28 protein-coding genes are annotated in these 24,539 nt (G+C 34.6%); 11 read left to right on the forward strand and 17 right to left on the reverse strand.

Annotation, left to right across the window (positions count from 1 at the left end; translation table 11 throughout):
- Positions 1-58: 58 nt before the first annotated feature.
- Positions 59-499 carry a hypothetical protein gene (locus tag V6R96_RS06190; protein ID WP_336378339.1) on the reverse strand — a complete coding sequence of 147 codons (441 nt, stop codon included), beginning with the start codon at positions 497-499 and terminating at the stop codon, positions 59-61.
- Between the two features lie 219 nt (positions 500-718).
- Here V6R96_RS06190 and V6R96_RS20735 point away from each other — a divergent pair, with 219 nt between their 5' ends.
- Positions 719-889, forward strand: coding sequence for a bacteriocin-like protein (locus tag V6R96_RS20735; protein WP_155859086.1), 171 nt, complete (start codon positions 719-721; stop codon positions 887-889).
- 411 nt (positions 890-1,300) lie between these two features.
- Here the strand turns inward: V6R96_RS20735 and V6R96_RS06195 are convergent, their stop codons facing one another.
- Entirely contained in the window at positions 1,301-1,531 is a 231-nt protein-coding gene (locus tag V6R96_RS06195; protein ID WP_336378340.1) for a hypothetical protein, read from the reverse strand.
- A gap of 621 nt (positions 1,532-2,152) precedes the next feature.
- Here V6R96_RS06195 and V6R96_RS06200 point away from each other — a divergent pair.
- Complete coding sequence (locus tag V6R96_RS06200) at positions 2,153-3,607, forward strand: hypothetical protein (RefSeq protein ID WP_336378341.1); 1,455 nt, start codon at positions 2,153-2,155, stop codon at positions 3,605-3,607.
- A 187-nt stretch (positions 3,608-3,794) separates the two neighbouring features.
- Here the strand turns inward: V6R96_RS06200 and V6R96_RS06205 are convergent, their stop codons facing one another.
- The 3 genes from V6R96_RS06205 to V6R96_RS06215 all read right to left on the reverse strand — a co-directional run bounded on the left by V6R96_RS06205 (position 3,795) and on the right by V6R96_RS06215 (position 5,276).
- Positions 3,795-4,559: an HNH endonuclease gene (locus V6R96_RS06205; RefSeq protein ID WP_223559074.1), complete on the reverse strand. Its 765-nt coding sequence runs from the start codon at positions 4,557-4,559 to the stop codon at positions 3,795-3,797.
- 139 nt (positions 4,560-4,698) lie between these two features.
- A complete protein-coding gene (locus V6R96_RS06210; protein WP_261512659.1) occupies positions 4,699-4,830 on the reverse strand; it encodes a hypothetical protein in 132 nt (43 codons plus the stop codon).
- Between the two features lie 224 nt (positions 4,831-5,054).
- On the reverse strand, positions 5,055-5,276 hold the full coding sequence (locus tag V6R96_RS06215) for a hypothetical protein (RefSeq protein ID WP_099767852.1): 222 nt from the start codon (positions 5,274-5,276) through the stop codon (positions 5,055-5,057).
- 111 nt (positions 5,277-5,387) lie between these two features.
- On the opposite strand from V6R96_RS06215, the gene V6R96_RS06220 reads away from it, so the two are divergent.
- Both V6R96_RS06220 and V6R96_RS06225 read left to right on the forward strand, forming a co-directional pair.
- A complete protein-coding gene (locus V6R96_RS06220; protein WP_336378342.1) occupies positions 5,388-5,912 on the forward strand; it encodes a hypothetical protein in 525 nt (174 codons plus the stop codon).
- A 331-nt stretch (positions 5,913-6,243) separates the two neighbouring features.
- Complete coding sequence (locus V6R96_RS06225) at positions 6,244-6,954, forward strand: hypothetical protein (protein ID WP_223559077.1); 711 nt, start codon at positions 6,244-6,246, stop codon at positions 6,952-6,954.
- Between the two features lie 47 nt (positions 6,955-7,001).
- On the opposite strand, the gene V6R96_RS06230 is transcribed toward V6R96_RS06225, so the two are convergent.
- From V6R96_RS06230 to V6R96_RS06275, 10 genes are all read right to left on the reverse strand, one after another.
- The gene (locus V6R96_RS06230) at positions 7,002-7,988 is read right to left on the reverse strand and encodes a hypothetical protein (protein WP_336378343.1); all 987 of its coding nucleotides are present in this window, start codon (positions 7,986-7,988) and stop codon (positions 7,002-7,004) included.
- Complete coding sequence (locus V6R96_RS06235) at positions 7,981-9,573, reverse strand: hypothetical protein (protein WP_336378344.1); 1,593 nt, start codon at positions 9,571-9,573, stop codon at positions 7,981-7,983. The genes V6R96_RS06230 and V6R96_RS06235 overlap by 8 nt, the downstream gene beginning before the upstream one ends.
- 33 nt (positions 9,574-9,606) lie before the next feature.
- Complete coding sequence (locus V6R96_RS06240; RefSeq protein ID WP_336378345.1) at positions 9,607-9,777, reverse strand: hypothetical protein; 171 nt, start codon at positions 9,775-9,777, stop codon at positions 9,607-9,609.
- The gene (locus V6R96_RS06245) at positions 9,764-10,633 is read right to left on the reverse strand and encodes a hypothetical protein (protein WP_336378346.1); all 870 of its coding nucleotides are present in this window, start codon (positions 10,631-10,633) and stop codon (positions 9,764-9,766) included. Before V6R96_RS06245 ends, V6R96_RS06240 begins: the two co-directional genes overlap by 14 nt.
- 19 nt (positions 10,634-10,652) lie before the next feature.
- On the reverse strand, positions 10,653-11,135 hold the full coding sequence (locus V6R96_RS06250) for a hypothetical protein (RefSeq protein ID WP_336378347.1): 483 nt from the start codon (positions 11,133-11,135) through the stop codon (positions 10,653-10,655).
- The gene (locus tag V6R96_RS06255; protein ID WP_336378348.1) at positions 11,132-12,799 is read right to left on the reverse strand and encodes a hypothetical protein; all 1,668 of its coding nucleotides are present in this window, start codon (positions 12,797-12,799) and stop codon (positions 11,132-11,134) included. Before V6R96_RS06255 ends, V6R96_RS06250 begins: the two co-directional genes overlap by 4 nt.
- Before the next feature lie 20 nt (positions 12,800-12,819).
- Positions 12,820-13,395, reverse strand: a complete 576-nt coding sequence (locus V6R96_RS06260; RefSeq protein WP_336378349.1) for a hypothetical protein — start codon at positions 13,393-13,395, stop codon at positions 12,820-12,822.
- Complete coding sequence (locus tag V6R96_RS06265; protein ID WP_336378350.1) at positions 13,376-15,055, reverse strand: PAAR-like protein; 1,680 nt, start codon at positions 15,053-15,055, stop codon at positions 13,376-13,378. Before V6R96_RS06265 ends, V6R96_RS06260 begins: the two co-directional genes overlap by 20 nt.
- 92 nt (positions 15,056-15,147) lie before the next feature.
- Positions 15,148-17,031 (reverse strand): phage baseplate assembly protein V, encoded by a 1,884-nt coding sequence (locus tag V6R96_RS06270; protein WP_336378351.1) that lies wholly within the window; start codon positions 17,029-17,031, stop codon positions 15,148-15,150.
- A 306-nt stretch (positions 17,032-17,337) separates the two neighbouring features.
- Positions 17,338-17,874 (reverse strand): cyclase family protein, encoded by a 537-nt coding sequence (locus V6R96_RS06275; RefSeq protein ID WP_336378352.1) that lies wholly within the window; start codon positions 17,872-17,874, stop codon positions 17,338-17,340.
- Between the two features lie 22 nt (positions 17,875-17,896).
- On the opposite strand from V6R96_RS06275, the gene V6R96_RS06280 reads away from it, so the two are divergent.
- The 5 genes from V6R96_RS06280 (at position 17,897) to V6R96_RS06300 (ending at position 22,282) form a co-directional block, all read left to right on the forward strand.
- Positions 17,897-18,082 (forward strand): hypothetical protein, encoded by a 186-nt coding sequence (locus V6R96_RS06280; RefSeq protein ID WP_223559088.1) that lies wholly within the window; start codon positions 17,897-17,899, stop codon positions 18,080-18,082.
- Positions 18,083-18,337: 255 nt separating this feature from the next.
- Positions 18,338-18,811: a DinB family protein gene (locus V6R96_RS06285; RefSeq protein ID WP_336378353.1), complete on the forward strand. Its 474-nt coding sequence runs from the start codon at positions 18,338-18,340 to the stop codon at positions 18,809-18,811.
- Between the two features lie 171 nt (positions 18,812-18,982).
- Positions 18,983-19,534: a putative glycolipid-binding domain-containing protein gene (locus V6R96_RS06290; protein ID WP_336378354.1), complete on the forward strand. Its 552-nt coding sequence runs from the start codon at positions 18,983-18,985 to the stop codon at positions 19,532-19,534.
- A 754-nt stretch (positions 19,535-20,288) separates the two neighbouring features.
- Complete coding sequence (locus V6R96_RS06295) at positions 20,289-20,933, forward strand: hypothetical protein (protein WP_336378355.1); 645 nt, start codon at positions 20,289-20,291, stop codon at positions 20,931-20,933.
- A gap of 407 nt (positions 20,934-21,340) precedes the next feature.
- Positions 21,341-22,282, forward strand: a complete 942-nt coding sequence (locus V6R96_RS06300; RefSeq protein WP_336378356.1) for an alpha/beta fold hydrolase — start codon at positions 21,341-21,343, stop codon at positions 22,280-22,282.
- 207 nt (positions 22,283-22,489) lie between these two features.
- Here V6R96_RS06300 and V6R96_RS06305 read toward each other — a convergent pair whose 3' ends face one another.
- Positions 22,490-22,906, reverse strand: coding sequence for a hypothetical protein (locus V6R96_RS06305; RefSeq protein ID WP_336389744.1), 417 nt, complete (start codon positions 22,904-22,906; stop codon positions 22,490-22,492).
- A gap of 169 nt (positions 22,907-23,075) precedes the next feature.
- Positions 23,076-23,432: a helix-turn-helix domain-containing protein gene (locus tag V6R96_RS06310; protein WP_336378358.1), complete on the reverse strand. Its 357-nt coding sequence runs from the start codon at positions 23,430-23,432 to the stop codon at positions 23,076-23,078.
- Between the two features lie 92 nt (positions 23,433-23,524).
- Between V6R96_RS06310 and V6R96_RS20740 the strand changes: the two genes are divergently transcribed.
- Together V6R96_RS20740 and V6R96_RS06315 are read left to right on the forward strand one after the other, a co-directional pair.
- Entirely contained in the window at positions 23,525-23,896 is a 372-nt protein-coding gene (locus tag V6R96_RS20740; protein ID WP_111954645.1) for a DoxX family protein, read from the forward strand.
- Positions 23,897-23,976: 80 nt separating this feature from the next.
- Positions 23,977-24,534: a dihydrofolate reductase family protein gene (locus V6R96_RS06315; protein WP_336378359.1), complete on the forward strand. Its 558-nt coding sequence runs from the start codon at positions 23,977-23,979 to the stop codon at positions 24,532-24,534.
- The last annotated feature ends 5 nt before the right edge of the window (positions 24,535-24,539 follow it).

A 24,539-nucleotide genomic window follows, 5' to 3' on the forward strand; every position in this document is an offset into this window, starting at 1 on the left:
AGTATGTTTCGTTATTATCTTATAATATTTTCTATCGTTACCGGAAAAGGCTAAAAAACTAGCGGACAAGAAGATAGATTCCAACACCAATTGCAGCATAAGCGGTAACCGTAAGAATATCTGCGATGGGTTGTGAAAATCGTTTTTCTGCAATTTTCTCGGCATTGATCTGGTTCTTATGAAATTTCAGAATTTTATTAGGATTATGAACCGGGTGAGCCACCAGACTGTCGCTTTCCCACTTATCAACGATTACTTTATAACTTTTGCCATCTGCTTCAATTCTAACATTTTTACCGGATGCAAGTTTCTCCTGAATATTGACAGGAGCAGGCATTTGTTGTGCGTTCGGGCTTTGGGATGCAGCTGTTGTGCTTTTCATTTGCGCAGCTGTATTTTGCTTATTGTCGGCCGCTGGATCCACTTGCTTTTTTACCTGGTACGTATAGCAGCTGGTCAGAGAAAATAGTATAATGATGAAATAAAGATTCTTTCGCATGAGCCAAATTTAAGAATTAAACGGAATATTTGGTGTTTTCTTTTGAAAGATGGTAATTTTTGTTTTGATACTATTGTTGAGCAGATTTTGGAGAATAGAAAAAGTAAGTCTTACTTTCAGTAGAAAATAAAAAGTTTGTGAAGCAGAGAGTACAAAATTTATTATTCACACAATAAAGAATTTATGTATATTTAGCCTTGAACAAATTAAAATTTAAGCATGAAAAAATTCAAAAAACTTTCAAGAGAAAATTTAAAAGCAATTAAGGGAGCTGATAATCCAATTGTGTGTCCAGCTAAACACTATCTCAAGTGTGAATCAATATACGTATGTGATCCAGACCAAGGTATTTACGACTGCGTATGTTCTTGCGTACCAATTGGCTCTTAAAAAACTAACACTCTAACTAAAGGGTGTTTTTTTATTAATTTGACTGCATGAACCAAATTTAAGAATTAAACGGAATATTTGGGAGTTTATTTTAATAGATCCTGTAAAAAAATATCGAGAGACAATTTTTCTTATGGACCATTGTAAAAAATCTCCTGAATTTGAGTCACTAAAACAAAAAAAATCCTTTAAAAATGCTCCACAGTTTGAAGAATTTGGAGAAAAACTTGCCTTCTGCGATTTTCCAACAAAGCTAGTAAGCAAACATTTTCTCCGGCAGTTTAGGCTTTGGAAAGCGACGTGAAACTTCAAAAGCGTGTCCTTGCTGCGAAGGAAATAATTGAAGAACTACTTGTTTTTCCAGATCCTTATAACACAAAAAATAACCCCTGATAATTCAGGGGCTTTGCTTTATTTTGGCAGCATAATCATATGCTCGTTTGCGCTACCTCCAATCACTATTTTCTTATCATCTACCATACACTGAAGAAATGCGTTACGATTGTCGATTGAGATATTTAGAATCCTGTCAACATCATCCAGCTTATTGCCGTTATGTCCTTCGGTTCGGATGTATTTTTCTTTTAAGACTTCCAGTATATTATTTTCGGGTTCTTCTCTGTCCACGAGATAATTTACCATTCTTTGAAGATATCAATTAAATCAATTCCGATTTAAGACTCCTCAGTTTTTGGCTTAAAGTTTCTCCCGACCCCTTGTCTCAGAAAGGTAATTTTTCCCCTGTGTTTGCTTGGCTTTTTCAAGAACTTCCGTCGCTCTTGTTCGTTCGTTCATTCTGCCTGCATGGGTTATACTCCCTTGATTTTCAATTTTTTTCATGTTACATGATAGTGAAAATAATTGACAAAAGCAAATAGTAGACATTTCTCAGTTTCCGGGGGACATAACCTCCTCAAGGGAGTATGGCAAGGTGCTGCACTCCCTTGGATAACGGTCTGAAGGCTGTTCGGAAGTCTCTTTACCCTCTTGCATAACCGGTTCTACCCCCATGGGTAAGGGGGTGTCGCCCGTTCCTCAAGGGGGTATAGGCCGTTCGGAAGACCCTCCAAGGGGTTGGGGAAGTACCTGCAGACCCTTCGGAAGGGCCTACAGGATTTGTGGTGGGGTTTTGTTAGTCTTTGGATGTTTTTTGAATGCTTGATGTAATGTTAAAACCACACGAAAGGATTCGTGCGGTAGCAGGGAATATTATAATCATAATTTTTTATACCTTCAATAAAATTTAATTACTTATCATAGAAAATGGATTTAGTTTATACTATTACTTCTGGGTATTTAGAATGTCAAAATGAAATAATCGATCTTTCATTTGCTTTGGTTTTTATAGAAAATGGGGTTTATAAGATTGAAACGTTACTTACGGACAATTCAATTTATGAAAAAAACGAATTCAATCATTATTATAAAATAGTTGGTTTAACTGAAAAAAAATATAAAATTGAATGTCAAGATTTATTTTTGACAAAACATGAAGGGAGTAATAATAAAGTAACATTTATTTGCGATGACTATATTAAATTACATACTCCAGAGCATGCGCTTTATGAAGGTGAGGAAAAAGAAGTAGAGAAGAAACAAAATATTTGGTATGTGGAACTTGAGAATTTTAAGACAAAATTTGCTAATTCCACTAAAACTAAAAAGTTCATAAATGGTATTGAAAATGATGATAGTTTTTTTGATTTTACATTCGATCACACTGAGACATCGTGGGTGATTGATGGATTAGAAGGAAATGGGAACTATTTTAAATTCAAATTAATTCAACATAAGAATTCTGAAAATGTATTAATAGACTTCAGAAATCATAAAGAACGAAGAAGTCATTGTATACTGTATTATGAGGATTACTTAAAAATAAAACATGAATTAATTAGCACACTATCATTTATTAATGGGGCTAAAGTCAAGGTACGAAAAGAATATATTGGAAGATACCACGGACAAAATAATAATCGATATACATCAGAAGTAGAAATAAATTATTCCTTCGAAAACAAGAATGACGATCACTATAATGACTACATTCCTATAAATACCCATAATTCTTTTTCTGATGAGATTTTCAGAGAAATATTTTTCCGATCTTTTGTGAAATTTCAAAGAATTAATAAAATCTTAGATTTAGAATCTTTAATTTTTTCATTAAATGTTTCATCACAAACTACTGGAATTGAAGAGAGATATTTCATATTGATTACAGCCTTCGAAAGAATTGCAAAAAAATATTCAAATTATATGGCTGTTGAATCTACAGGCATGATAGATGAAGATATTTTCTCAAAAGAGATAAAACCCAATTTAATAAAGGCTATTTTACCTGTAAAAAGTATTGATGAAGCATCATGGAACAGAATGAATGCTGTGATATCGAATTTAAATATCAATCATACAAGTACCAATAAATCACTGACTAATTTCTTAGAATATGCTAAAATTCCTATTAATAAAAATGTAAAAAGTCTTATAAAAAGAGAAAGAAATCTTGCAGTACATGAAGGTATAGTTGGAAAAAATCATGATGAAATGTTTCAAAACTATCTAAAACTAGATCATATATTAAGAGATTGTATTTTAAACTTAATTGAGTACTTTAGTCATAGAAATCGCAGATATATGTATGCAACTAAAGAAGAATTTGAAAACTCTAATCCTAAAAATTATACGAAAGATGTAGATAGTTATGACATTAGGTAATTAAATTTATGATTAAGTAAATTCAATTTTTGATATTAGAAGTACTTGAACTGTCATCTGAAGAATTCAATACTATGAACGAAATTACTCTCCTAGCTACCGCACAAATTCTTTCGTGTGGCTTTGGCTTTTAGACTATATTATTATTATGTTTAATACTTTAGAAATTAAAGTAGTATATAAGTTATTATTGTTTTTCATTCATATATTGGAACCTAAAATCTATATTTTCAACTTTGTCTATTTCAATAAGTTCAAGACCAAACGGATCATTGCTTTGAATAAGATGTTGTCTATAGGAAGCTAGTCGTTCATCCATAAATTGGTTTGAAGTTGGAATTACGAAAGAATGTCCCATCAAAGGATAGCTGTAGAATCTAAAATTTTTATCCATTTCATCGCTATGTTCAGTAAACCGTATTTGAGGTACCAATAAATCTTCTGTATTGTAGAAAACTGCTTTAAACTTTGGTTTTTGAAAATAAATTGGATATTCGTTTAGGTTATATCTGGAAAATTCTCTTATATAATTAAATCTTTCGTCATGAGCATCCCCCAATTGCCTTTCTCTTTCTTCTAAAAATACCTTGTAAATACCTCTTCTAAATCTCTTAGCAAATTCCCTCTGAAAGTTTGGCTTCAGCTTGTATCCCATCTTAAACTTAAAAGTTCTATCATTTTTATAGTTGAAGGCAAAATATTCCGATTTAAATCTATTTAATCTTAGCTCTTTGTGTTGAGATAAAAGCAAATACTTCGAAGTATTCAAAACTTCTTTTAATGCAATTTCGACTGCAGGTAATCCAAATTCTTTCTTTCCAAAATATTCATTACACTCGTCGCATACATTTTTACAGGTAAATTTTCCACCTAAGGATTGAGGAATTGTATGGGCAAGCTTATTAAAGGTTGTGAGATTTTCCGTTTTTGAACACCAAATACATTTCTTCATCTAGTAAAATTATTATAGTATTAAATTACTGCATTTTGTACAAATATACAAGTCTCAAATTTTTCAAATTTTAGGGATAAATAAGCAAAAAAACCAAACAGAAGCTAGGATTTGGTCTTTGGCTACTACAAGATAACGTTTATTTACCTTGCTGTTTCTTAGGTGGTTTCAAAGAAGGTGTATTTCCTGGTGTTTCCTTATTATCACGTTGGCGTTGATCCGGTTTGCCAGTTGATGTTGCTGTTCTTTTTGGCCCTGGTTTAAGTCCCATAATATTAATGTTTTATTGTTAACAAAATCAAATTTACATATGATAATTTATATTCTCTTACGGCTTCCCATAAAAAATAAAATAAAAATCATTTTAAAATTTTCAATCCGTGTTTTCACGGAAATTCTTAAAGAATTCAAGTAAATATATTCTTTGAAGTTTCGAGAATTTCGTCATAAAAAAATCCCAACTCTCGTCAGGATTAATTATATTGATTACGTCATTTATATTCCAACCATTTTGAAGAAATTAGCAAGAGTGATATTCTTACCATGACAAATTCGCATGATGGTAAGAAGAGCGATTTGGTAGGTTTCATCATCTCTTATTCTTCGGACTGTTTTTTCATCGATGTTATGATCCACTGCAAATTTGCTGTTATTGTTCAGAGGAACAACCCATTCATCCCTTATAAATTCAACAATTTTTCTATTTGCTTCTGTCATAGAAACAAATAAATTACTTATTCTTATAAAAAACTCGGACTCAAATCCGAATTATAGCGAATTTTTATTACATTTATAAAAAATATTAATGCATAATAAAAATACAAACCCATGAAAAAGAATAGAACAGACTTTGACACCCGGTTTTGGGCAGTTCGCAGAAAGCACTCCGGAGTAAAGCTTATGGAGACCTTTTTTCAGCTCAATGACCTGGCAGCCTCTAAAGAGAGACTCAACAGCATTATCAATTATGCGGTAAAAAGGAATAGCTGGATCAAAGAAGATCCGTCTGTTATCTTTCACTTTCGCCAGTCGATCCAGTCGTTTATCCGTGCAGGTTATCTCATCACGCTGAAGGAAAAGAACTGGGCCGCCAATACTCAGTTGGAAGATGTTTCTCCGTTGGTTCTGGGCTTGCTTTCGGAGAAAGAATACCGAAACCCTCTGTTGGTCTTTAAAAAAGCATTCAGAGAATACAGCGTACAGGAATTTGACTATTTTATGTCCGGGATGGTTTACTTCTCACTGGGTGTCTATGATAATCTGCCGGAAAGAAATATCATCAGTCCGTACATTCATCTGACTAAAATGCTGGATGCGGCACACCTCATTCTTGAAAGAAGAGGGAAGAAGTAAACTAACGAATAGAAATTTCATTAACGCAAAGGTTTACTATAATCATGTATAGAGTAGGAGGCAAAGAAGGAATCAATCCTTGATTGATTTGATGAAGCGCGTGTTTTATCAGGCTGTTTCATCAGCGAATAAAAAACAAAAGTATTTTTTCTCAACTCAAACCACTCATTGACTGTCTTAAAGAAATTTTTAAAAGTGTATATTCGATGGTTAAAAAAAACAAAGATTTATTTGACAAAATGCAGGTGAAAGCTATGTGAAATCTGTTCAGCCATTATCAAGTTCTCATTTTGCGTTATGTGAAAAAAACATTTAATTAAATCAAAAAACAATGGACCAAAAGGATTTTGAAAATTTCAAGCAAGAGGTAAGTTGGTTTGTAGGACAAAATGATAGCGTTGAAATTAAACATATCATCAGTAAAACTTTCAGTCCGGAATTTATCAATACATTTCCAACTTTATATCAACTATTGCTAGAATCGACTTCAATTTTGAGTGTTGATATAACAACATCTAAAAACAAAAAATCAAACTATTATCTATATACCTGGACGGACAGAAATGGCTTTAAATGTGGTTGGTTGTGCAAGATTGAACAAATTCATAGTGAAATTGATGTTTTATCTGAACATCAGTTACTCTTAGACGAAATGGGCGGGATAAAGGAAACTTATCACAGCTTTGATACAGAAAATGAAATGCTGACCGATAATCAGAATTTTATTTTCATTAAATCCGAACTCACAAAAGGTTTAGGTGACTGGATTGACTTATATGATCAGGTTTGTAAAGATGAAAATGTAAAGCAAATTGACACAAAAGATCTGTTTTGTTTTGCTCAGGAAGCGAATGGAAATGAAACTTTTTATGACCGAAACACAAAAAAGGTTTTACTTTTTGCTTCTGATCATAGTTTTGAAAATGTTGAAGTTTTAAAAGGCCAACCAGAATATACCTTTTACACAATTAATCGTGTAACGACATTTGTTGATTATGTAGAAACCCTTGCTCAGCAATGGTTGGAAAATATTAAAAATTAAGAGATGAGTGTAATGGAAGACTTTTCCTTTTGAAGCCTTCCATTGCCTTAATGAAATTCCCGTTTTTCTAAAACTCCGTCTCTATACATTTCAGTATAGATCAATTGTCCCTTTTTCCTTGTATTTATAAGAGGTTCTCCGGTATCTTCATTATATTTTTGCAATAACTTATAAAACTTCCATGTCCCGGTTGGTAACCCATTTTTATACTCCGCTTCCAGATAAGTATAAGGATCCGTAAATTCAGGATGTTTTTGTAAATCCATAGATCCATTGGGTTTACATTCTATCCATTTTCCTTCTTTATGGTGATTTTTTATCAGGCCCTGTTCTTCATCATCTTTATAAGGGCCATCATTGTCATAGTATCTGGCAAATTTTCCGGAGGGCAGAATCTGGTATTTCTGTAAAGGTTTTAATTGAAAAGGGCTTTCAGTTAATTCATAATCCTGTAGAGAAATGGTGTAATTTTTATCGATATTAAACAGGGTATAGTTGGCAAATCCCATTTCTCCCTGATGATTAAGATAGATTCTTTTCATATTGATCAGCTTGCCGTCCTTCGTTGAAACTAAATACATTTTTTCAATAAACGGTTCGGCGTAACGAACAGTATTATAAACCGCCATAAAGTACAGTGAATAGTCTCCATAACACAAAAAATCTGAGGCTATTTTAATTTGGTCATATTTTTCATTGACAATAGCGCTGAATGGCAGAAGAACATTGTATTCTTCAGGAAGCAATACAAGATCTTTTTTTATTTGTTTTTCAAATTGCAATGCATTGATTTCCTTTAATTTATTTTCATCCTGTATAGCAGACAGAATGGCGTCAACAGTGATCCGTTTTGAAATATCTGGATATCCAAATGGCAGATTAATACAATCCGCTTTATTGGTATTAAAGGAAACTGATTCTTTATCTGTGGAATGAGATTCTGTACTTATTGCCTTATTTTCTGTTTGAGCCTTACTGTAACAGGAAAAAAGGAAAAACAGAATGGTAAAACAGGCGATATTAATTTTAGGCATATATATCTAATATTGGGGTGAAACCGTGAACATGCAAATGATTATTATGTCTTGGGGTAGCGGTATGCGTGGTATGGGGTAACCGTGTGCTGGCATTGTCTGCAGTACTGGCATTTGAGGTGTTGGAAAAATTCTCTGACCGGCCGGATCCAAATCCAAAATCAAAAAGAATATTCCGGAGAATAACCTGGTTGTCATAATCAAAATTCGCTGCCGTAAGGATGGTATTGACTCCATTTTGCTGAGCCGTTAATAAATTCAGATCTCCCGCTTCTCCGTTCACATGTTCTGCGCTGGGGTAGCATGACGCGTCTGAATAAGAAAAACCCTGAGATACGATATAATGATTATGTCCTTCCTGTCTGAATTGTGCCAATGCTCCTAAGAAACCTGCAAATAAATCCGGCTGAATGCTTCTTCTTCTGGTATGCTGAAATCCATACCGGATGATGACCCCGTCTTGATTATAATTGAATGCCTCAAAAATCTGTGGCCCTACACCGTCATTCGCTAAAATATCCATATTGACCAACTCGACATTTCCCGGTTGATTGATGTACCATTTGTCGGTGGCTCCATCACCAAGAGTTCCGTTAGCATATATCAATAACTGATGGGCATCTATCTGCTCTCCGGCGGCTCTGTTCGCTGTGAAATCTATGGTGTCCAAAAGATTCCCTCTTTGGGCCAGCGGTGGGATGGTGTTGACTCTTCTTTTTCTGGTTACAGTTTCTTTAGTTCTGTTACAAATCCTGTGTTCATTATCGTTTTGGTCGTAATAAAAAAAGATAACATCAGTGGAATGGTTATTCAGAACCTTCTGAATCCTTCTTCTTCTTTCCGGATTTGTACTGATCACCTGTAAAGCATTGTACGTATTGCTGCCATGATGAATGGTATAGATATTTTTATTGACCACCCTGAATCTTCCTCTGTCATCATTCAAGAAAATACCGGCGCCGTTTACCTCTTCCTGTCCATCTCCATAAGCACAGGGATTATTGTCTGTTCTTTCTACTGCCACTTCCAAATTAATACTGCCATCTGCCAGTCTTCTGGTCCAGTCATCAAAAGTAGCTCTTCCGTCAGGCCTTAGCTGCAGCTTAATAATGGCTTTATTGATATGGTCAGCCCGTAAATTAGTATAATGATCATGGCTGCCATCTCTATTGTTAAGAGCATCAAAATTTCCTACCTGTACGGTAAACAGTCTCTGTGCCTCATACCGGTCAGGAGATACAAAACGCATTAACTGTAATGGATCTGTATTTTCTGTCATCGTACTTGCTGAAGGCCTTATCACCACATCTATACTCAGGTCTGTCATATTGCTGGTCTCTATGATCAGATATACTGTTTTGCCTAATATGGAGTCGTATGGGATATTTTGATTCTGATGATCCTGCTGTACATGAGCAGAATCAATTTTTGTAAAATTGACTCTTGTTCCGTTGTCTGTTGTCGTTTTCTTGGCAAAATAAACTTCAGTAATACGCTGTAAAGAGTTATCGGGGGTATCCGGAGCCAATGGGCCATTTAAAGTTTGGGTTTGCCCGGAATCTGTTATTGTAATACGTGTCGCCATTTTAAGATTTTTCTTTTTTTAATACGGGAGTTTTTACATTTCCTGACGAGGATTATCCGAGATTTTATTTCCCTTAAATGAGGTAAGATTCTGATTTCCAAATAATAAAAACACAAAACCAGTATAGTTCAATCCATTGCCAGACTTTTCATCCGGCTGGTCCTGCATTTCTTTAATCCATCCTGTATTTTTATAGTTCTTCATAGCTTATTTCTTTTATATGATAGATGATTTTCTTTTGGTAGTTTTCACCCAGGGAAAATTCTATGGTAAGTTTATGCTCTAATACTTCTTTGGTTTTAAAATCCAATAAAATCTGCCCTTTATATTTGTCAAGTTTTGGAAAATCTGTTTCCCTGTTATAAGCAATTTCTTTTCTTTTCATTTCTCCATAAAACATTTCCCAATTTTTATCTGAAGGAATGTTCCCGGTATACTGTAATAGTAATAATTCATCATCACAACGCATGGCCTCCGTTTGTACACGTTCTTCTATATCTATTACGGTATTGGTCAAAAAATTAAGGTAACGCACGCTATACTTTACCCGATCTTCCTGCTCATACCTTCCATAAAACTTATGGAGGATCATTCCCAATTGATTACTTTTTAAAAAATCTTTACCCACTAAGTTTTCGTTTTGGTAAAATGTTTTTAAAAAGGTGTAAGAATCTTCTGCCTGTTTGCCAACATAGGAGCGGGAGAGCTTTTCTACTGTTTTTTCCACTTTATCCTGAAGAATTGATAATTCCTGTACATTTTTTAAATGACCATATTCGTCCGTTATAAGCACTACATCGTCATTGATATCTGCAATTCTGGCTAGAAAATCTTTTTCGGACAGGGATAGTGTTTTATCCCGATGAACTCTGTCAAAAATTTCGATATGGTATTCAAATCTTTCTTTTTCTAAACGCTTCAGCGTAACATGAAAATTTTTATTGAGCTCACTTCTATGAGTTTTTCTGTTGATGGTGGTATATTCATTACAGGAATAGTGGTAAAATTTCTTTCCTTCCGAAAGGTTCAATTTAATATCTATGGGAAACTCTGGTTCCATAATTTTTCACTCATTATTTTTACTTAAAAACTACTTTCCCTCCGGAGGAAACCCACTGGTTTTTTTTGTTCCAAGACCCATCACAATCCTGTTGCATTTGTTTAATTATTTTTGCTTTTTTTATGTCAATAATGGCACACGTGTAGTTTTCATGCAGGGTACTGTCTTTATCACTTTCATGTACATATTCTTTAATGATGCCGTCTACTACTACGTACTTTGCATTAGGGGACAGTGAAGAAAAGAGCTCACTTCCGGTACCTTTAAATTCACTTCCTTTACCTACTTTTATCTTTTTCTTTTTATTAATAATATGGAGATTATACCATAGTTTCATAGGGCTGTTGTAGGAAGCATAATACAACGATAGAGTATCATTTAAAGTTATGATAGTGTCCTTCTTTACCATTTTATTCTGTACATCATGATGTTTTTGGGAAACAACGTTTCCGCAGGTAACAAAAATGATTAAAATCATTAGCATAAATGTCAATTTTTTCATGATGATAAATTTGAGTTTTTTTCCATTTTTTCATAGCGTTTATCCATATCTGTACCTCTTCTTTTATTCCCGTAATCATCAAGAATTTCCTGCTCGTATTTACTGTGCATATCTCCCCATTCGCCAGGATTTCTTGATATTTTTTCTAATTTTTCCCCTTCTTTTCTGGTTTTATTTTCTTTGGCTGTGTTAGCATCTTTTTTTGCAAAAAACCGGTCTAGTGCAGAGCCGAAATCATCTTGTACATATCCTGGTCTGTTAATGTGATGATCCAATGCAGTTGCTTTACCTAATTTTGATTTTAAATAATCTGACAGCTTATATGAATAGCCTGTAGGAGTTAGAGGAAGTACAACTTCTTTTAACCTCTTAATAAAATCCAGCACTTGTTTTTCCTGAAATACTTTATCAATAACAGCATTTACAATCGGTTGCAGAGGCTTACATTCTACTGTTTTTCCAAATAAGGATTCTTTACAGTTTTCTCTGATTTTATTTGATAATGTATTTCCTGTAATTTTCTCCGCTTTAGGATCTGCCGGATCTTTATAGTATAGAATCCCGGAGTCTACCGTCCATCCGCATGATACAAATAACTCGTCATATTTTTCAGGATGCTGAGCTTTAAATTCTTCAACCTGTGTAGTAAATTCACCTTTTCCGGTATGATCCACTGTTTTCTGCATGGCCCCCGCAGTTAATATCATCTGTTCACCTGAAAGGTCCCAGTCATAGGATTGAACAGAATCTAATTTGCCTTCATTTTCAGACATTCCCACCAAAATAGCCTTTTCTTCGGCTGTAATTTTCTTTTCTTCAATCAATGTATCCCAATCGGAATAATTTTCAAGTTTTTTAGATCCCCAGTAGGCTGGTCCATATTTTTTACTATATCGGGTACAGGTAATATCATAGTTGTTTCCACAATTACAGTATCTGATCTCAAACCTTTCATTGTCTTTATTTAAAAACTCATGCGTCTCATCCGGGAATTTCACTTCATCTTCTGTTCCTGTTACTTCAGCTTTGAAATATAAAAAGGCATTTAAGTCCTCTCTTTTATTCAGTTTATCTATTAATTTTTTTAAATCTTCGTCACTTTTGGGACGCATCGTTATTTCTTTGGCATACACCAGTGTTCCGTTGATAGTGAATTCTATTTTACTTTTCTCCTCCTCGCCATCTAAAAACTTGACAGGATTTTCATATACGTTTTCAGTATTTTTCAATTTATTTTCATGGATCTCAACAGAGAGTTTGCCGCTTGCTCCTTCACAATTGGCGACTACCCATACTTTCTTTTTAATGGTGGTGCTGTTTATTCTCTCAAAATCAAAATCAGGACTGCCATCAGCTTTTTTCGCTTGTACTTCCTCTTCCCAGGTAATTTTCACCGATTCTTTTGCCTTTAATTTTACAGAATCCTCCTGATCTGCCTTGAGGTTCCTTCTTCCTTTTTTTTCGTACTTCTTTTTGACATCAGATACCAGACCTCCACTTTTAACGGTATAAGTTTCTTCTTTAGTTTCCCAGGTCATTTTAGGAACTTGTTTTGCAAAATATATTTTTACCACATTCACTTCATGATCCACCTGGTGGGGGAGATCATAAACCTTCTGATTGGGGTTTACAGAATAATCATCTTTTTCTTGTACTTCACTCATATCATTTTATTTTGAGCTTATTATTGAAAATCATTTGAGTTCTTATATTTTGTTTTTAAGTCTCTAGTCACTTTTAATCTTAATGTTGAGGGTAAATCTTTTAATGTAATGTTCAGATTATCATTCAGTTTACATTTGCCATCTTCTCCACAATAATATTTTATATGATACAGATATTTTTTATGGTTATAAAATATAATGTAGGAAACTTTTGTATCGTTATCCCAATTCCCACAATATGTGAAGGGTATGAAGACTGCCTGATGCTTATTGATGTTATGATCAGATATATGATCTGTTTTTAAATTGATTAAACCGGATTGTGCATATGGATAATTATAAACTACGCTATCGCTGTAATTTTTATTTTTGACAGCAGCGCTGATAATGGTTACAGCTCCGTCGAATCTGTTTTTTTCAGAGTTACAAGGATTAATTACTTTTACGGTAAGTTTGTTTGATATTGTTCCGTCTTTAAAGTTTTTTTGTATGATCAATGAATCCTGATAATACCTTTTCAAAGTATCATTCACAGGCTTTTGTCCACAAACAGGGATAAAAAACAATAATATCAAACTAGTAACTAAGCTTTTCATTTTTTGTATAATAAATAGGTAACTCATCGTCTTCAGATTTTTTGGTATATTCTACGGGATATATGGAAGAGGTTCTTTGTCCGAAAGTTCCCACACAGACTTTGTTTCCCTGATTTCCTCCCAGATAATATATTGTTTTCCCATCACTGCTCTTTCCAACAGCTATACTTACGTGGTGTTTATTTAATAAAACACATATTGAACCCACCAAAGGGTGATTCCCGGCTATAAGCTTTCCCCATACCGGATCATCAAATTCCTCTTTTTCCAGACCTTTTTTATCTGTTGGATTTTTCTTAAAACCAGCTCTATATCTAGTCTTTTCTTCTCCATATGAATAGGCACCCGGGTCTAATTGGGCAGAATACCCGCTGTTTTTCAAACACCAGCCCACAAATGAGGCACACCAAGAACTGTTATCGGTATTAGCACAAGCTTTTGGTTTATTTTGTCGGTTTATAGCATGGTATTCATCTATGATCTTTGAGCAATGGGTGGACTCTGAAACGCCCAGTTCCTGTTCTTCTCGGGCTTTAACAACCCATGGCTGTTCCAGATATTTTATTTTGAAATATTTCCCTAATTCATTTAAAAAGGTATTTTTTAAGCTGCTGCTTCCTTCTTTGCCAAGATATTCAATTTTTGGTTCATCAGAAGTCACTTCTATATATACCGATGCTTCTTTGTCAGGACTTGCTGTTATTAGTTTTGCCAAATTAAATGATAAATCATCAGCACGTTGATTGAGCATTAGTTTGAGTACCGCTTTGTTTTTGAATTGGCTTGAATTTTCTATTGTGGGATCATTTGCAAAATTATCAACTTCTATTTCAAATTCACTTTTTGCTTTTATGCCTGCATATTTTGCAGCATCTGTAACTTTTTCTACCTCTTTTAGATCAATTAAACTCAGCTCAGCATCAACATCTGTTAAAACTTTATTTTTACCGCTTTTAATCTTAACCTTCACTTTTTTTCCAGAAAGTCCTTCAGTTTCAACAATTAAAGCAACCTGATAACTTAATCCCCGCTCTGATATTCTTTCTGTAGATATTTTCGTGGTCTCTATTTTCTTTTTTACAGAAACTTTCTTGCCCAGTTTCTTGTTGTAGACTTCCTCTTCTTTTTCAACAGGAGTGCCTTTCTCTGAAATCCACTTCACAAAGTAAGCATCAATAATTTTAGGAATTTCATTGTTTTGAATCTCACTTTTTATACTTGCTGCCTGCGGAATCGGTGTTGCAGTGGCTGCATTAAACTCAGGGTCACAATTGATATAGGATTCTTTTACCAAAACAGTTTGTTCCTGTATAATGGAAGTTCCCAGGTTTTGCCACGGACTTAACTTTATAACGCTCATACAGGGTGGGGGAGACATGTTTCTTGCAGGCCATTTCGGGTGCCCGCAAGTTCCTTTAAACTGAAGGTTTACCATATTGTTTCCATCGCCTTCTGTTGCAAATAGCTTATCCTGAAGGTTTATTTCATTAGAGGTAACCTTCAGTTCTCCGGGCGCCTGAGCATAGGGACATTTCAACTTGGCTCCATGGATAACCATTTCTCTTTTTTCTGAAGGAGAATCTTCGTTGGCTTTTTTTTGTTTTTCTGCTCTTTTTTCAGAAAGCTTACGATCATGCGCTGAAGTATTCTGATTTTCCATGTGTTAAAATTTTGGATTTGATTCAATTGTTGAAACCGGAATCTCATTTGTTGGTAACCAATGAAAATTTACTTTCATCATCCGTAATAGATTTAGCCTTTACTTACTTTAACGTCTTTTCCGCCCTGGAATACGGCCAATGATGTTCCTCTTAGTTTTAAATCGCCTTTAGAGGTCTGTATATCTGCTTCTCCGGAAATACTTTTAAACTTATTACCGGTGCTTTCTGTTTGATCTTGTTTAACGGTAACGCTTTTATTTTCAGAGGTCTGAGTGTATCTCTTTGTAATGGATTCGGTATGGTCATTTCCAATATGTATGGTGCTGTCCTGTCCAATCTTAGTGGTCATATTCCTTCCCACGGAAATCTGAATATCTTCCCCCGCAGTAAAGGTCATATTCTTAGGTGCAGTAACATGAATATTACCCTGGCCATCCATAAAATAAGTATTTCCGCTTGGATCCTTAATGGTTACACTTTTTTCCGCGTCATTCATTAAGACCTTGATACCACTTCTCGTCTGTATAGATTTCAAATGATTGTCCACGCCACCGCCCAGGCCTACTTTCCCGTGAAACATTCCGCCCATAGCAAATGGAAAATCAGGGTTGTGGTATTCAAATCCCACCATAACCTGATCGCCAATTTCCGGAACGGCTACAAAACCTCTGTTTTGTGTAATAGCATCTGTTCCGCCTGCATCTGGGCTCATCATTCTGATAAAGTGGGTCGTATCATTTAACTGCCAGTCAAATCGGACCTGTATTCTGCCTTGATTCAGTGGATCTACATTGGATATAACGGTTGCCACCTGCGGTTCAGCTTTGGGCATTTCAAAATCAGGCTTTGGCATGAAACCAGTGCCTTCAGCAATGGCTTCAAAACTTCCCGTATAATATCCTCTTGCATCAACTTCGTGGGTCACCTCTGTAATCATCAGCGTTGTAAAATGTGAGGTTTCATTGCTGCCGGTCTTTCTCATGGCTAAGTCTGCAACACAGCCAATATACAGGAATGGAACTGTTGTTTGTCCTGAAACAGTAAAAACCTCTACTGCTTTACTCCCTCTTGCGCTTTTTTGGGAATCATCTACATCACGGAACATATTGGCATTGATGGGAGTAGGAGTCAATGACCGGGTTGTGAAAATAGTATCATTCAGTTCGTAGGCTTTCGAAGATAACTCTCCCAAATGTTGTATGCGATCATCAGCACCCACCATTTTAGTATGACTGCTGCTGTTATAGCCAAAGTATTCCGGTTTGGTGTGAACGGCTTTCAGCTCAACATTCACATCATTTACATTGCTTCCGTACACCAGCAGGATAGGTTTTTCAGAAGAGGGGAGCTTCCCGAAATGAAGAATCTCACCGTCATAATAGAACTGTTCTCCATAGGCTTCCGCAATCCTTGTAAGGTAATTGTAATGGGTTTCGTTGTATTGTGAGCTGTAACTGATATAACTTTTGTTTTGGGTATCTATCCTGAAATCAAATTTATTTGCCCCTAATGTCTCCTTAATAATCCGGTTGGCAATAATATTGGTATTCACCTCCTGGCTTCCTCCGAAACTTTGGGTATGTGGAGCGGAATCCATGAGAATAGTGGGGCTTTTTCCTTTTAAAATAATATTTCCCAGACTCATTTTTTCCTGACTGAATGCTACTTTGGTAATGAGACCCACAAATGTTCTTTCGGGGCTTTCAGTTTCGGCATCTTTATATTTAAAAACAATGGTGATTCTTTTTCCTAAAAACTTTTGGGCCTGTTCAAGATTGTGATTTTGGGCCTCGCCTAAAGAGTCATAAGCCAATACCAGCTCAAAATCATGGTGCCTTCTTGCACTTTGTTGTAAACGAAAGTGTTTAAAGTGATTGACAGCCTTGCCCTCAACCACAATGTCCAGTTTTACCACACGGTTGATTCCCGAAATATGGTTTTCTGAAACTTTATCAGAATTTGAGGTGTTTTTCATAATATTTGGTGCGTTTTTTTTGATATTATGTCACCTAAGTTAGATAAAAATAGACTATTAAATGTAAAATTTCATTAAATCTTCAAAATTGTAGTAAAACTACGATTGACTAAAAAATCCTGCTTAAGTTTTGGAAATTGAGGAAGTTCCAGTCTGGCAAATCCATTTTTTTAATATTGTTTGCTATGGCAATGTTTTTTTTCTTAAGACCTCTCCATAGATTTTTTTATGGAAGCAAAAGCCCTGACAGGGAATGTTCCCACGCCTTTGAATTTTGGAGGTGCAGCTGTAAAGGTGAAATTTTGATCAGGCAGCAAGCTCCAAATTGCACAGATGTTCTACGATGAGTATTTGCGCACCCAGTAAGATAGAATGTACCGGGCGGGTTTTACCTGCTGTATAATCAATGTTATAGGAATCAATACCAACCAGTTTTACAGCGCAGCTTTTAAGGTATTCTGGTGCGGATTCTGTCAGATAAGGATGATTATTATAATAGCGTTCTGTACTCCAGTGCTCATCCCAGCCTGTATGAATCAATACTGCTCTGTTCCTGATTTCTCTGTTTTTGAGATGTTCCTCGGTAATTTCCAATGTTTCGTTATAGGGAACCCGGATGACAACGGCTTCCAGTTCTGCAAAGGATTTGAGGCTCATTTCGGAAACATCTTTTCCATTTTCAATCGTGTGACTGAGACCAACCAATAATTCCTCGTCAGAATTGGGGCGAAATGGTAAAATAGGATAGGAGATATTGCAGTCCTGAGAGGGATTAATTTGAGGACTGCTTGGCCAAAAAAATAATGAAAAGAAACGGTGTGATTTTTGTAAAATAAAAATCATAACCCACTTAATCAAAAATATTATGAACGTAAAACGCACATTTGGAGCAATACTTACAATCCTTGGAATTGCAGGTATGATTTATACTGGATACGAATTGATCAACAAAAGTTCTGCATATACTACGTTATCTGTAGTTGGCGTGATCGGTTTGATCTTCTTTTTCTCCGGAATAGGTCTTGTAAAGAATACAAGAGATGAAGCATAACTATAAGTTAAAGTAAAATATTGCATTCCCGAATTGAAGAACATTCCTGGTAATTCCTCCTTTATGCATTTCAATTTTTCTTCAAAATACCTATATTTTGTAAAAAGTATGGAAATAAATTAATGGAAAATTGCTGGAGACAAAACCGGTAATGAATTCAAGCTTAGGGTAGGCAATGGTATGGAATTCTTAAGTTGAAACTAAAAATAATAAGTCAAACTTCTTAATGCTAACTAAATGGAAAATATTTTGATTATGGATTTAATTCAACAACTGAAGGACGTTGAGAATGCAGATCTATGGATTGACGAAAATTTTAAGAAGAAACTTTTAAAAGTTAATGATGAAACCGCTTTTGAACGTCCTATTGCCAATCTGCATAGTGTTGCGGAGCTTATCTCTCATTTAACCGAATGGCGCAAGGAGGTTTTAAGCAGACTTCAAGGAAATCCAAGAGGTCTTGAAATGAGTGATGCCGCAAATTGGCGGAGTAATGAAGAGCTTAAAGAAATGGGATGGGAAAATCTTCTAAATGGTTTTTATACCAGCCAACAACAGCTGATATCATTTCTGGCAGAAAAAGATGATTCCTATTTATACAGCCCATATCCATATGCATCTTTCCCGCATAATTACCAATATTTAGCCACTGGACTGATACATCACGATTTTTATCATCTGGGACAAATAGGCATCACTATTAAGTTTCTGACAAATGGCATAACTTAAACCAAGAAATCAGTAGCACTTTGGTAATATAGTTTAAGAGGTCAAGAGTCTTTATCAAAATTTGGCTTGGAACTATCACAAAAGTATTATGTTTTAAAGGTGCTCTGTAATATTTTAAACTCCTAATATGCTGGTCATTCGATATTTGATGAACAAAACAATATTTACCTTATGAAAATAATTCTTTGGAAAGGACTCGCCAATCAGTCTCTTGAATATTTTAAAATCGAAAAAAAAGAAGGGTCGTTAAAGGTTAATTCAAAAATTATTGGTATTCAGGAGGATACAGTTTTCGCAGTCACTTATCATTTGCTAATTGACGATAATTGGTTTATTAATGAGTTTACAATAGTTACTGAAATAAACTCTATCACAACTTCTTATACCGGAAAAAAAAGAAATTGTGTCTGGGAAATTAATAATATACCTGAACCTGAATTGGCGAACATACACTATATTGATATTTCCCTTAGTCCTTTCACAAATTCATTACCTATAAACAATCTAGTCTTTAAGGAAAAGGTGCCACAGGATATTGATGTTATTTACATAGATATTTTACAGGGTCATATAAAACCAGTAAAGCAGAGATACACAAAACTTGATACGCTCAGTTTTTCTTATGAAAACATAGACTCTGATTTTAAAGCAATACTAACAGTTGATCATAACGGCTTTGTTGAGAAGTACCCTGAACTGTTTGAAAAAATTGGCCAGGTTTAATTGGTAATGATGTGAAGTTGATGGACTACATTTTTTTATTGATAGAAAGATCGTTACTTCTGATTCAAAGTAACATTTAGAAATACCTATAAGTTTCCAGTTTTCCAGCCGTCTCGGCGCTAAGTCGCCCAATATCTTTTAGATAACCTTCTATATTTCCATACTGTTTACATAAATATTGCTGACTATCCGCAATATCTGCATCAATGATATCTTAGTTCCAATGATATTAATCTGTTAACTGTACTAATTCTTACGTAGTAAGTTTCAGAGCACTGACTGTACTCAATAATTACCCCAGGAAAAAGTTTCAAACTTAGCGATAGTAGATTATTAGCTATAAACATCTATGCGTTTATCGATATATGTCGATGCGAATTCTTTATAATTTACATCGAATGTTGGTAATTTTGTAATAAGATAATTATTTAAAGAACTTTTAGTTTATAAAATATTTATTTGCTATAAAACTATGAGTAAAGATGGTAATCCATTTCAGTAATTAATGGAGCTAAAATACAATATTAGAATGTAGCTAAGGATTTTCGGATTCTAAAAACACAAATGAACACTATATTCAGCCTCCTCTCCATTCTCTCTGATCCCTGGAATCGCAAGAAGAGGCTGCTTTTTAACTTTATTTTTAAACATGCTAAGTATGAAAAAAACACTTTTTTTATTGACCTTTTCGATATGTTCGGCAATTTCTGCTCAAGTGGGTATCGGTACTTCAACACCTCAAAAAAATCTTCATGTGAATGGTTCGTTACAAATTACGAATGAACTTAATGTCGGGGGTAATAGTAATACTGCAGGTTCAGCAGGTGCAATAGGCCAGGTACTGAAATCAAATGGACCAGGTGCTGCACCTTCATGGCAAACTTTAGCCGGCGTTCCTACATCAACAGGAACAGTAATAGTTGTTAATGGACAGTTTTTAGTTGCGCAGGAAATTACTGTTCAAATGACTGCAGATACGAGTGGCGCAGGTGCTCCGGGCGCTACGGTAGCCAATCCCATTGGCAATCTGAACAATGAAATTATCGATAACGAAAATCTTTATACAGGTACGGCTACAACCAATTCTTTTAAAGTGTCTGCTGACGGGGTTTATCAGATTAACATGAATGTACAGATTTCCACTGCCAACGGAACTTCACCGGTTATTGGTATATGGAATAATAACACCGGGTTGTGGGTAGCCAGAGTAAATGACACATATGCAGCGCCGACCGGCGGATTACAAACATATACCTTAATTACTTCGATTCCGATGCAGGCCGCAAATACCTATTCGTTTAGGGCTATAAATACACAAGATTACACACTCAAGTATGCAAGCTCCGGCTCAACGGGTTCAGGTCCTGTCACGCAAGTTTCTGTAAGACGATTAAAATAACGTTTTTTGAACTTTTTTGAACTATACCGGAAGGTTCTTCGTAACGGAAAATAATCGCCAGCATGTGTGCGAAGCTCAACAGAAAAGGCGATGCGGATTTGGAGAATCTTGTTAAAACTCGCCATGATTGAAAATGTATTGGTTTTTATGGGTTTGAAAATCAATGATTTGGTGTTTTTTTTGTTTTAATGTGCCGGCAATTGATGTTATAAAATTGGTATGAAGGGTTTTGTGTGGAATACATCTCCTTATGTTTTGCTTAAAAGCAATGCTGGGGTTAAATCATGCATTAAAGTATATTGTGGCTTAAAATTCATTAATATTGTTTAAAATATTCAGAATGCAAATTGAATGTGTTTTGAGTGAACGTAATTTTAAGACCTGCTACTTATACTAAATCAAAAAAGATGAAATCCATAAAAATAACTGTATTTATTACTTTCTTTTCAATAACATTATTTTTTTCGCAGACTTCTGAAAGAAAATTTGTATCCATTAACAATAAGCAAATAGCATATAAAACTTTTGGACTTGATGAAAGAAAAGCTAATGAGCCAATAGTAATCTTTGAAAGTGGTCTCGGTTCAGGAGGTGGAGGCTATGGAAGTTTGTTTCCTTTCATTCAAAAAAGTTTTGCAGGGGTAGTTTATGACAGAAATGGAATTGGAGAGTCAGAAATCGATACTTCCATAAAAACAGATGAAGATGTTATCAAAAGACTTCATGATTTGCTAGCAGCTTTAAAAATAAGTCCACCTTATCTATTGGCAGGACATTCTATAGGCGGACCGTTTATACGTCTGTATGCCTCAATGTATCCAAATGAAATTTGTGGTCTGTTTTTTATAGATCCTACAGATTTTATGCTTACAAAAGACGAAGACAACAAAGTGAAAATTAATACATCAAGCTCTACAGGCTATAGGGAATTATTTGTGATAAATCTTAAAAACATTATAAATGATACCTTAACATCAGATGGTTTTCGAAATGAGGCAAAGAGAGAACTGAATGAAAGCTCACCGGAATTCTTTAAAAGATACAAATCCTTACAGCCTCTTAAAGACATTCCTGTAACCGTAATGATTTCATACAACAAGCATATTGAACATTATGAAACAAAGATGAACGAAAATCTGAAATTAGGGATCAATTTAATCCCGTGGTGGAAAGAATTGGATGAATTAAGAATAAATCATTATGCAGAAATGATAAAAAATAACAGTAATAGCCGGTTGATCTTGTTACCGCGTTACAGCCATGGAATACATCAGCAAGATCCCAAAATTGTAGCAGAAGCTTTGATAGATACGTACAAAAACTGTCTAACTTCCTTAAAAAGTAAGTAGAAAGAATTATCGTCAACAAGCTTTTTGCATCAGATGGACTGAGATGCAGCAGAATCCTAGTTAATATAAATTAAAATGTTAATACTTAAATGTACCAGTATAAAATTAGGTTACTCACAATACTTCAATATACTGTCATCTGCTTTCTTTTACGGTTTTGAAGAAACAAAAAATTTTGGGTGCATTTTAGTATATCATTGCCTTTTATTATTCTGTTAGTTTGTCTGCATGGCGATGCATTAATTTCCATTCGTCGTTCTCTTTTCGAAATATCTCTGTCACTCTTAAATTAAATATAACGTCATTGTCCTGCCCTTTCATTTTCACTGTCGAACGTTGAATACCTGTCCAATATGCCAAATGCTCATCCGCATCCTGATGCATTACCTCAAATTCATTTTTGGCGCCGGGTAGGAAATTGGTCGCACCTTCTTTATTGAAAGTATTCACTTCGCTGGCACCTTGAATACAGATTCCTGGTGGTGGGAAAATTGTTGCAGGAGATTTTTTTACAGATATTTTCTCTAAAGGTTCAAATTTTCCTTCTACAAAATCTCCCGAGGCTTTAAGTCTTACTTGCATAAAATTTTCAAAGTCCTTTAAATGTTTATTGTCGTTTATCATGCTTTTAAATTTGAATGAGTTATCTTTTTACAAATGATCGCTAAAGGTTCGCAGCCTGGCATTCGGGTGGGAAATTGCGCACAAACGTTAAACCTTGAATTGAACCAAATTTATAAAAAAAAGTTGGGTTTTGTAAATCTGTCCGTCTGACACAAAATTGCTTGTCATTTTACATTTTTAATTGTTTTTCTCCCCAACTGTCCATTAATTTCATTATATCCGATAATGACTTCCCTAAATCCGTTAACTCATATTCAACCTTTGGAGGAACTTGTTGATAAACAATTCTATTTATCAAATTATCATTTTCCAACTCTTTCAATTTTGCAATAAGCATGCGTTCTGAAATTCCTGACAGACGTTTTAATAATTCATTGTAACGTAACCTATTTTCGTTTAGTAAATAAGAAAGAATATTAATTTTCCATCTTCCTCCTATTAATGATAATGTGTAAGCAATTCCACAATTCTCATTTATCTGAACTTCGTTAATATGATTTGTAGAGTTTATTTTCCTTTTATTCATACATACTTTTTTATTAGTACCATACAATTTTGTCAGTTCTTTTAATTCTGAAAGTTAAAAAATAAATTTGTCTTAATTCTAAAATCAACAAAATGACGGTAATTAAAACATTAATTCATTGGAGTGCATATGCCTACTATCTGTATGTATTTGGATACGCTTCGTTATTTAAAGTATTTCAAAAACAGACTATGATGCAGAATATGCAGAACTTAGGATTTAATAAAACGTGGACAATATTAATCGGCATTGGCGAGTTAATTGGCGTTGTGTTATTGATAATTGGATTGTTTAAACCACCAATAAAGAATCTTGCTGTATTAATACTTTTTCCTTTTGCAGTAGGTGCTTTTACAACACACATGTCACATAATGAATATGAACACTATTACAATTCACTGCTAATGTGCATTCTGAGTATAGTCCTTTTAGTAACTGACAAAGAATTCAAAATTATTCTTTGAACATTTTTCTTGTCCTATGCAAAGCCCCGATAAAATGTAAACTTTTAAATTCAATGATCAAATAAAATCATTAGACCGATATGAGAAAAATAATTGCGGCATTTAATATGACACTTGATGGATTTTGTGATCATACGGCAGGTATTCCCGATGAAGAAATACATAAGCATTATACTGATCTGTTAAACCAGGCAGATGTTATTTTATATGGTAGAATAACCTATCAGCTTATGGAATATTGGCGACCTTATGTAAAGAATCCCTCAGGTGAAAAATCAATGGACGACTTTGCACAGGCAATTGATAAAATTCCTAAAATCGTTTTTTCCAACAGTCTGAAAAATATAGAATGGGAAAGTGCAAAGTTAGCCGCTGGGGAGTTGAAAGAAGAGGTCCTGAAATTAAAACAGCAAACAGGTAAAGATATTTTAGTAGGAAGCCGAAGCCTGATTATCCAATTAATGAAACTTAATCTGATAGACGAATTCCAGCTATGTGTTTATCCTGTTATTGTTGGAAATGGTCTGCCGTTATTTGAAAACATAAATAGCAGGATTATTCTTAAGCTCTTAAGAACGCAAACCTTTAGCGGAGGCTCGGTCATACTGTACTATGAACCAGCAAGAACTATTGATTAAACTTG

Origin of the sequence: Chryseobacterium sp. CCNWLW53, from assembly GCF_037083525.1 — a bacterium.
Classification (GTDB): Bacteria; Bacteroidota; Bacteroidia; order Flavobacteriales; family Weeksellaceae; genus Chryseobacterium; species Chryseobacterium lathyri.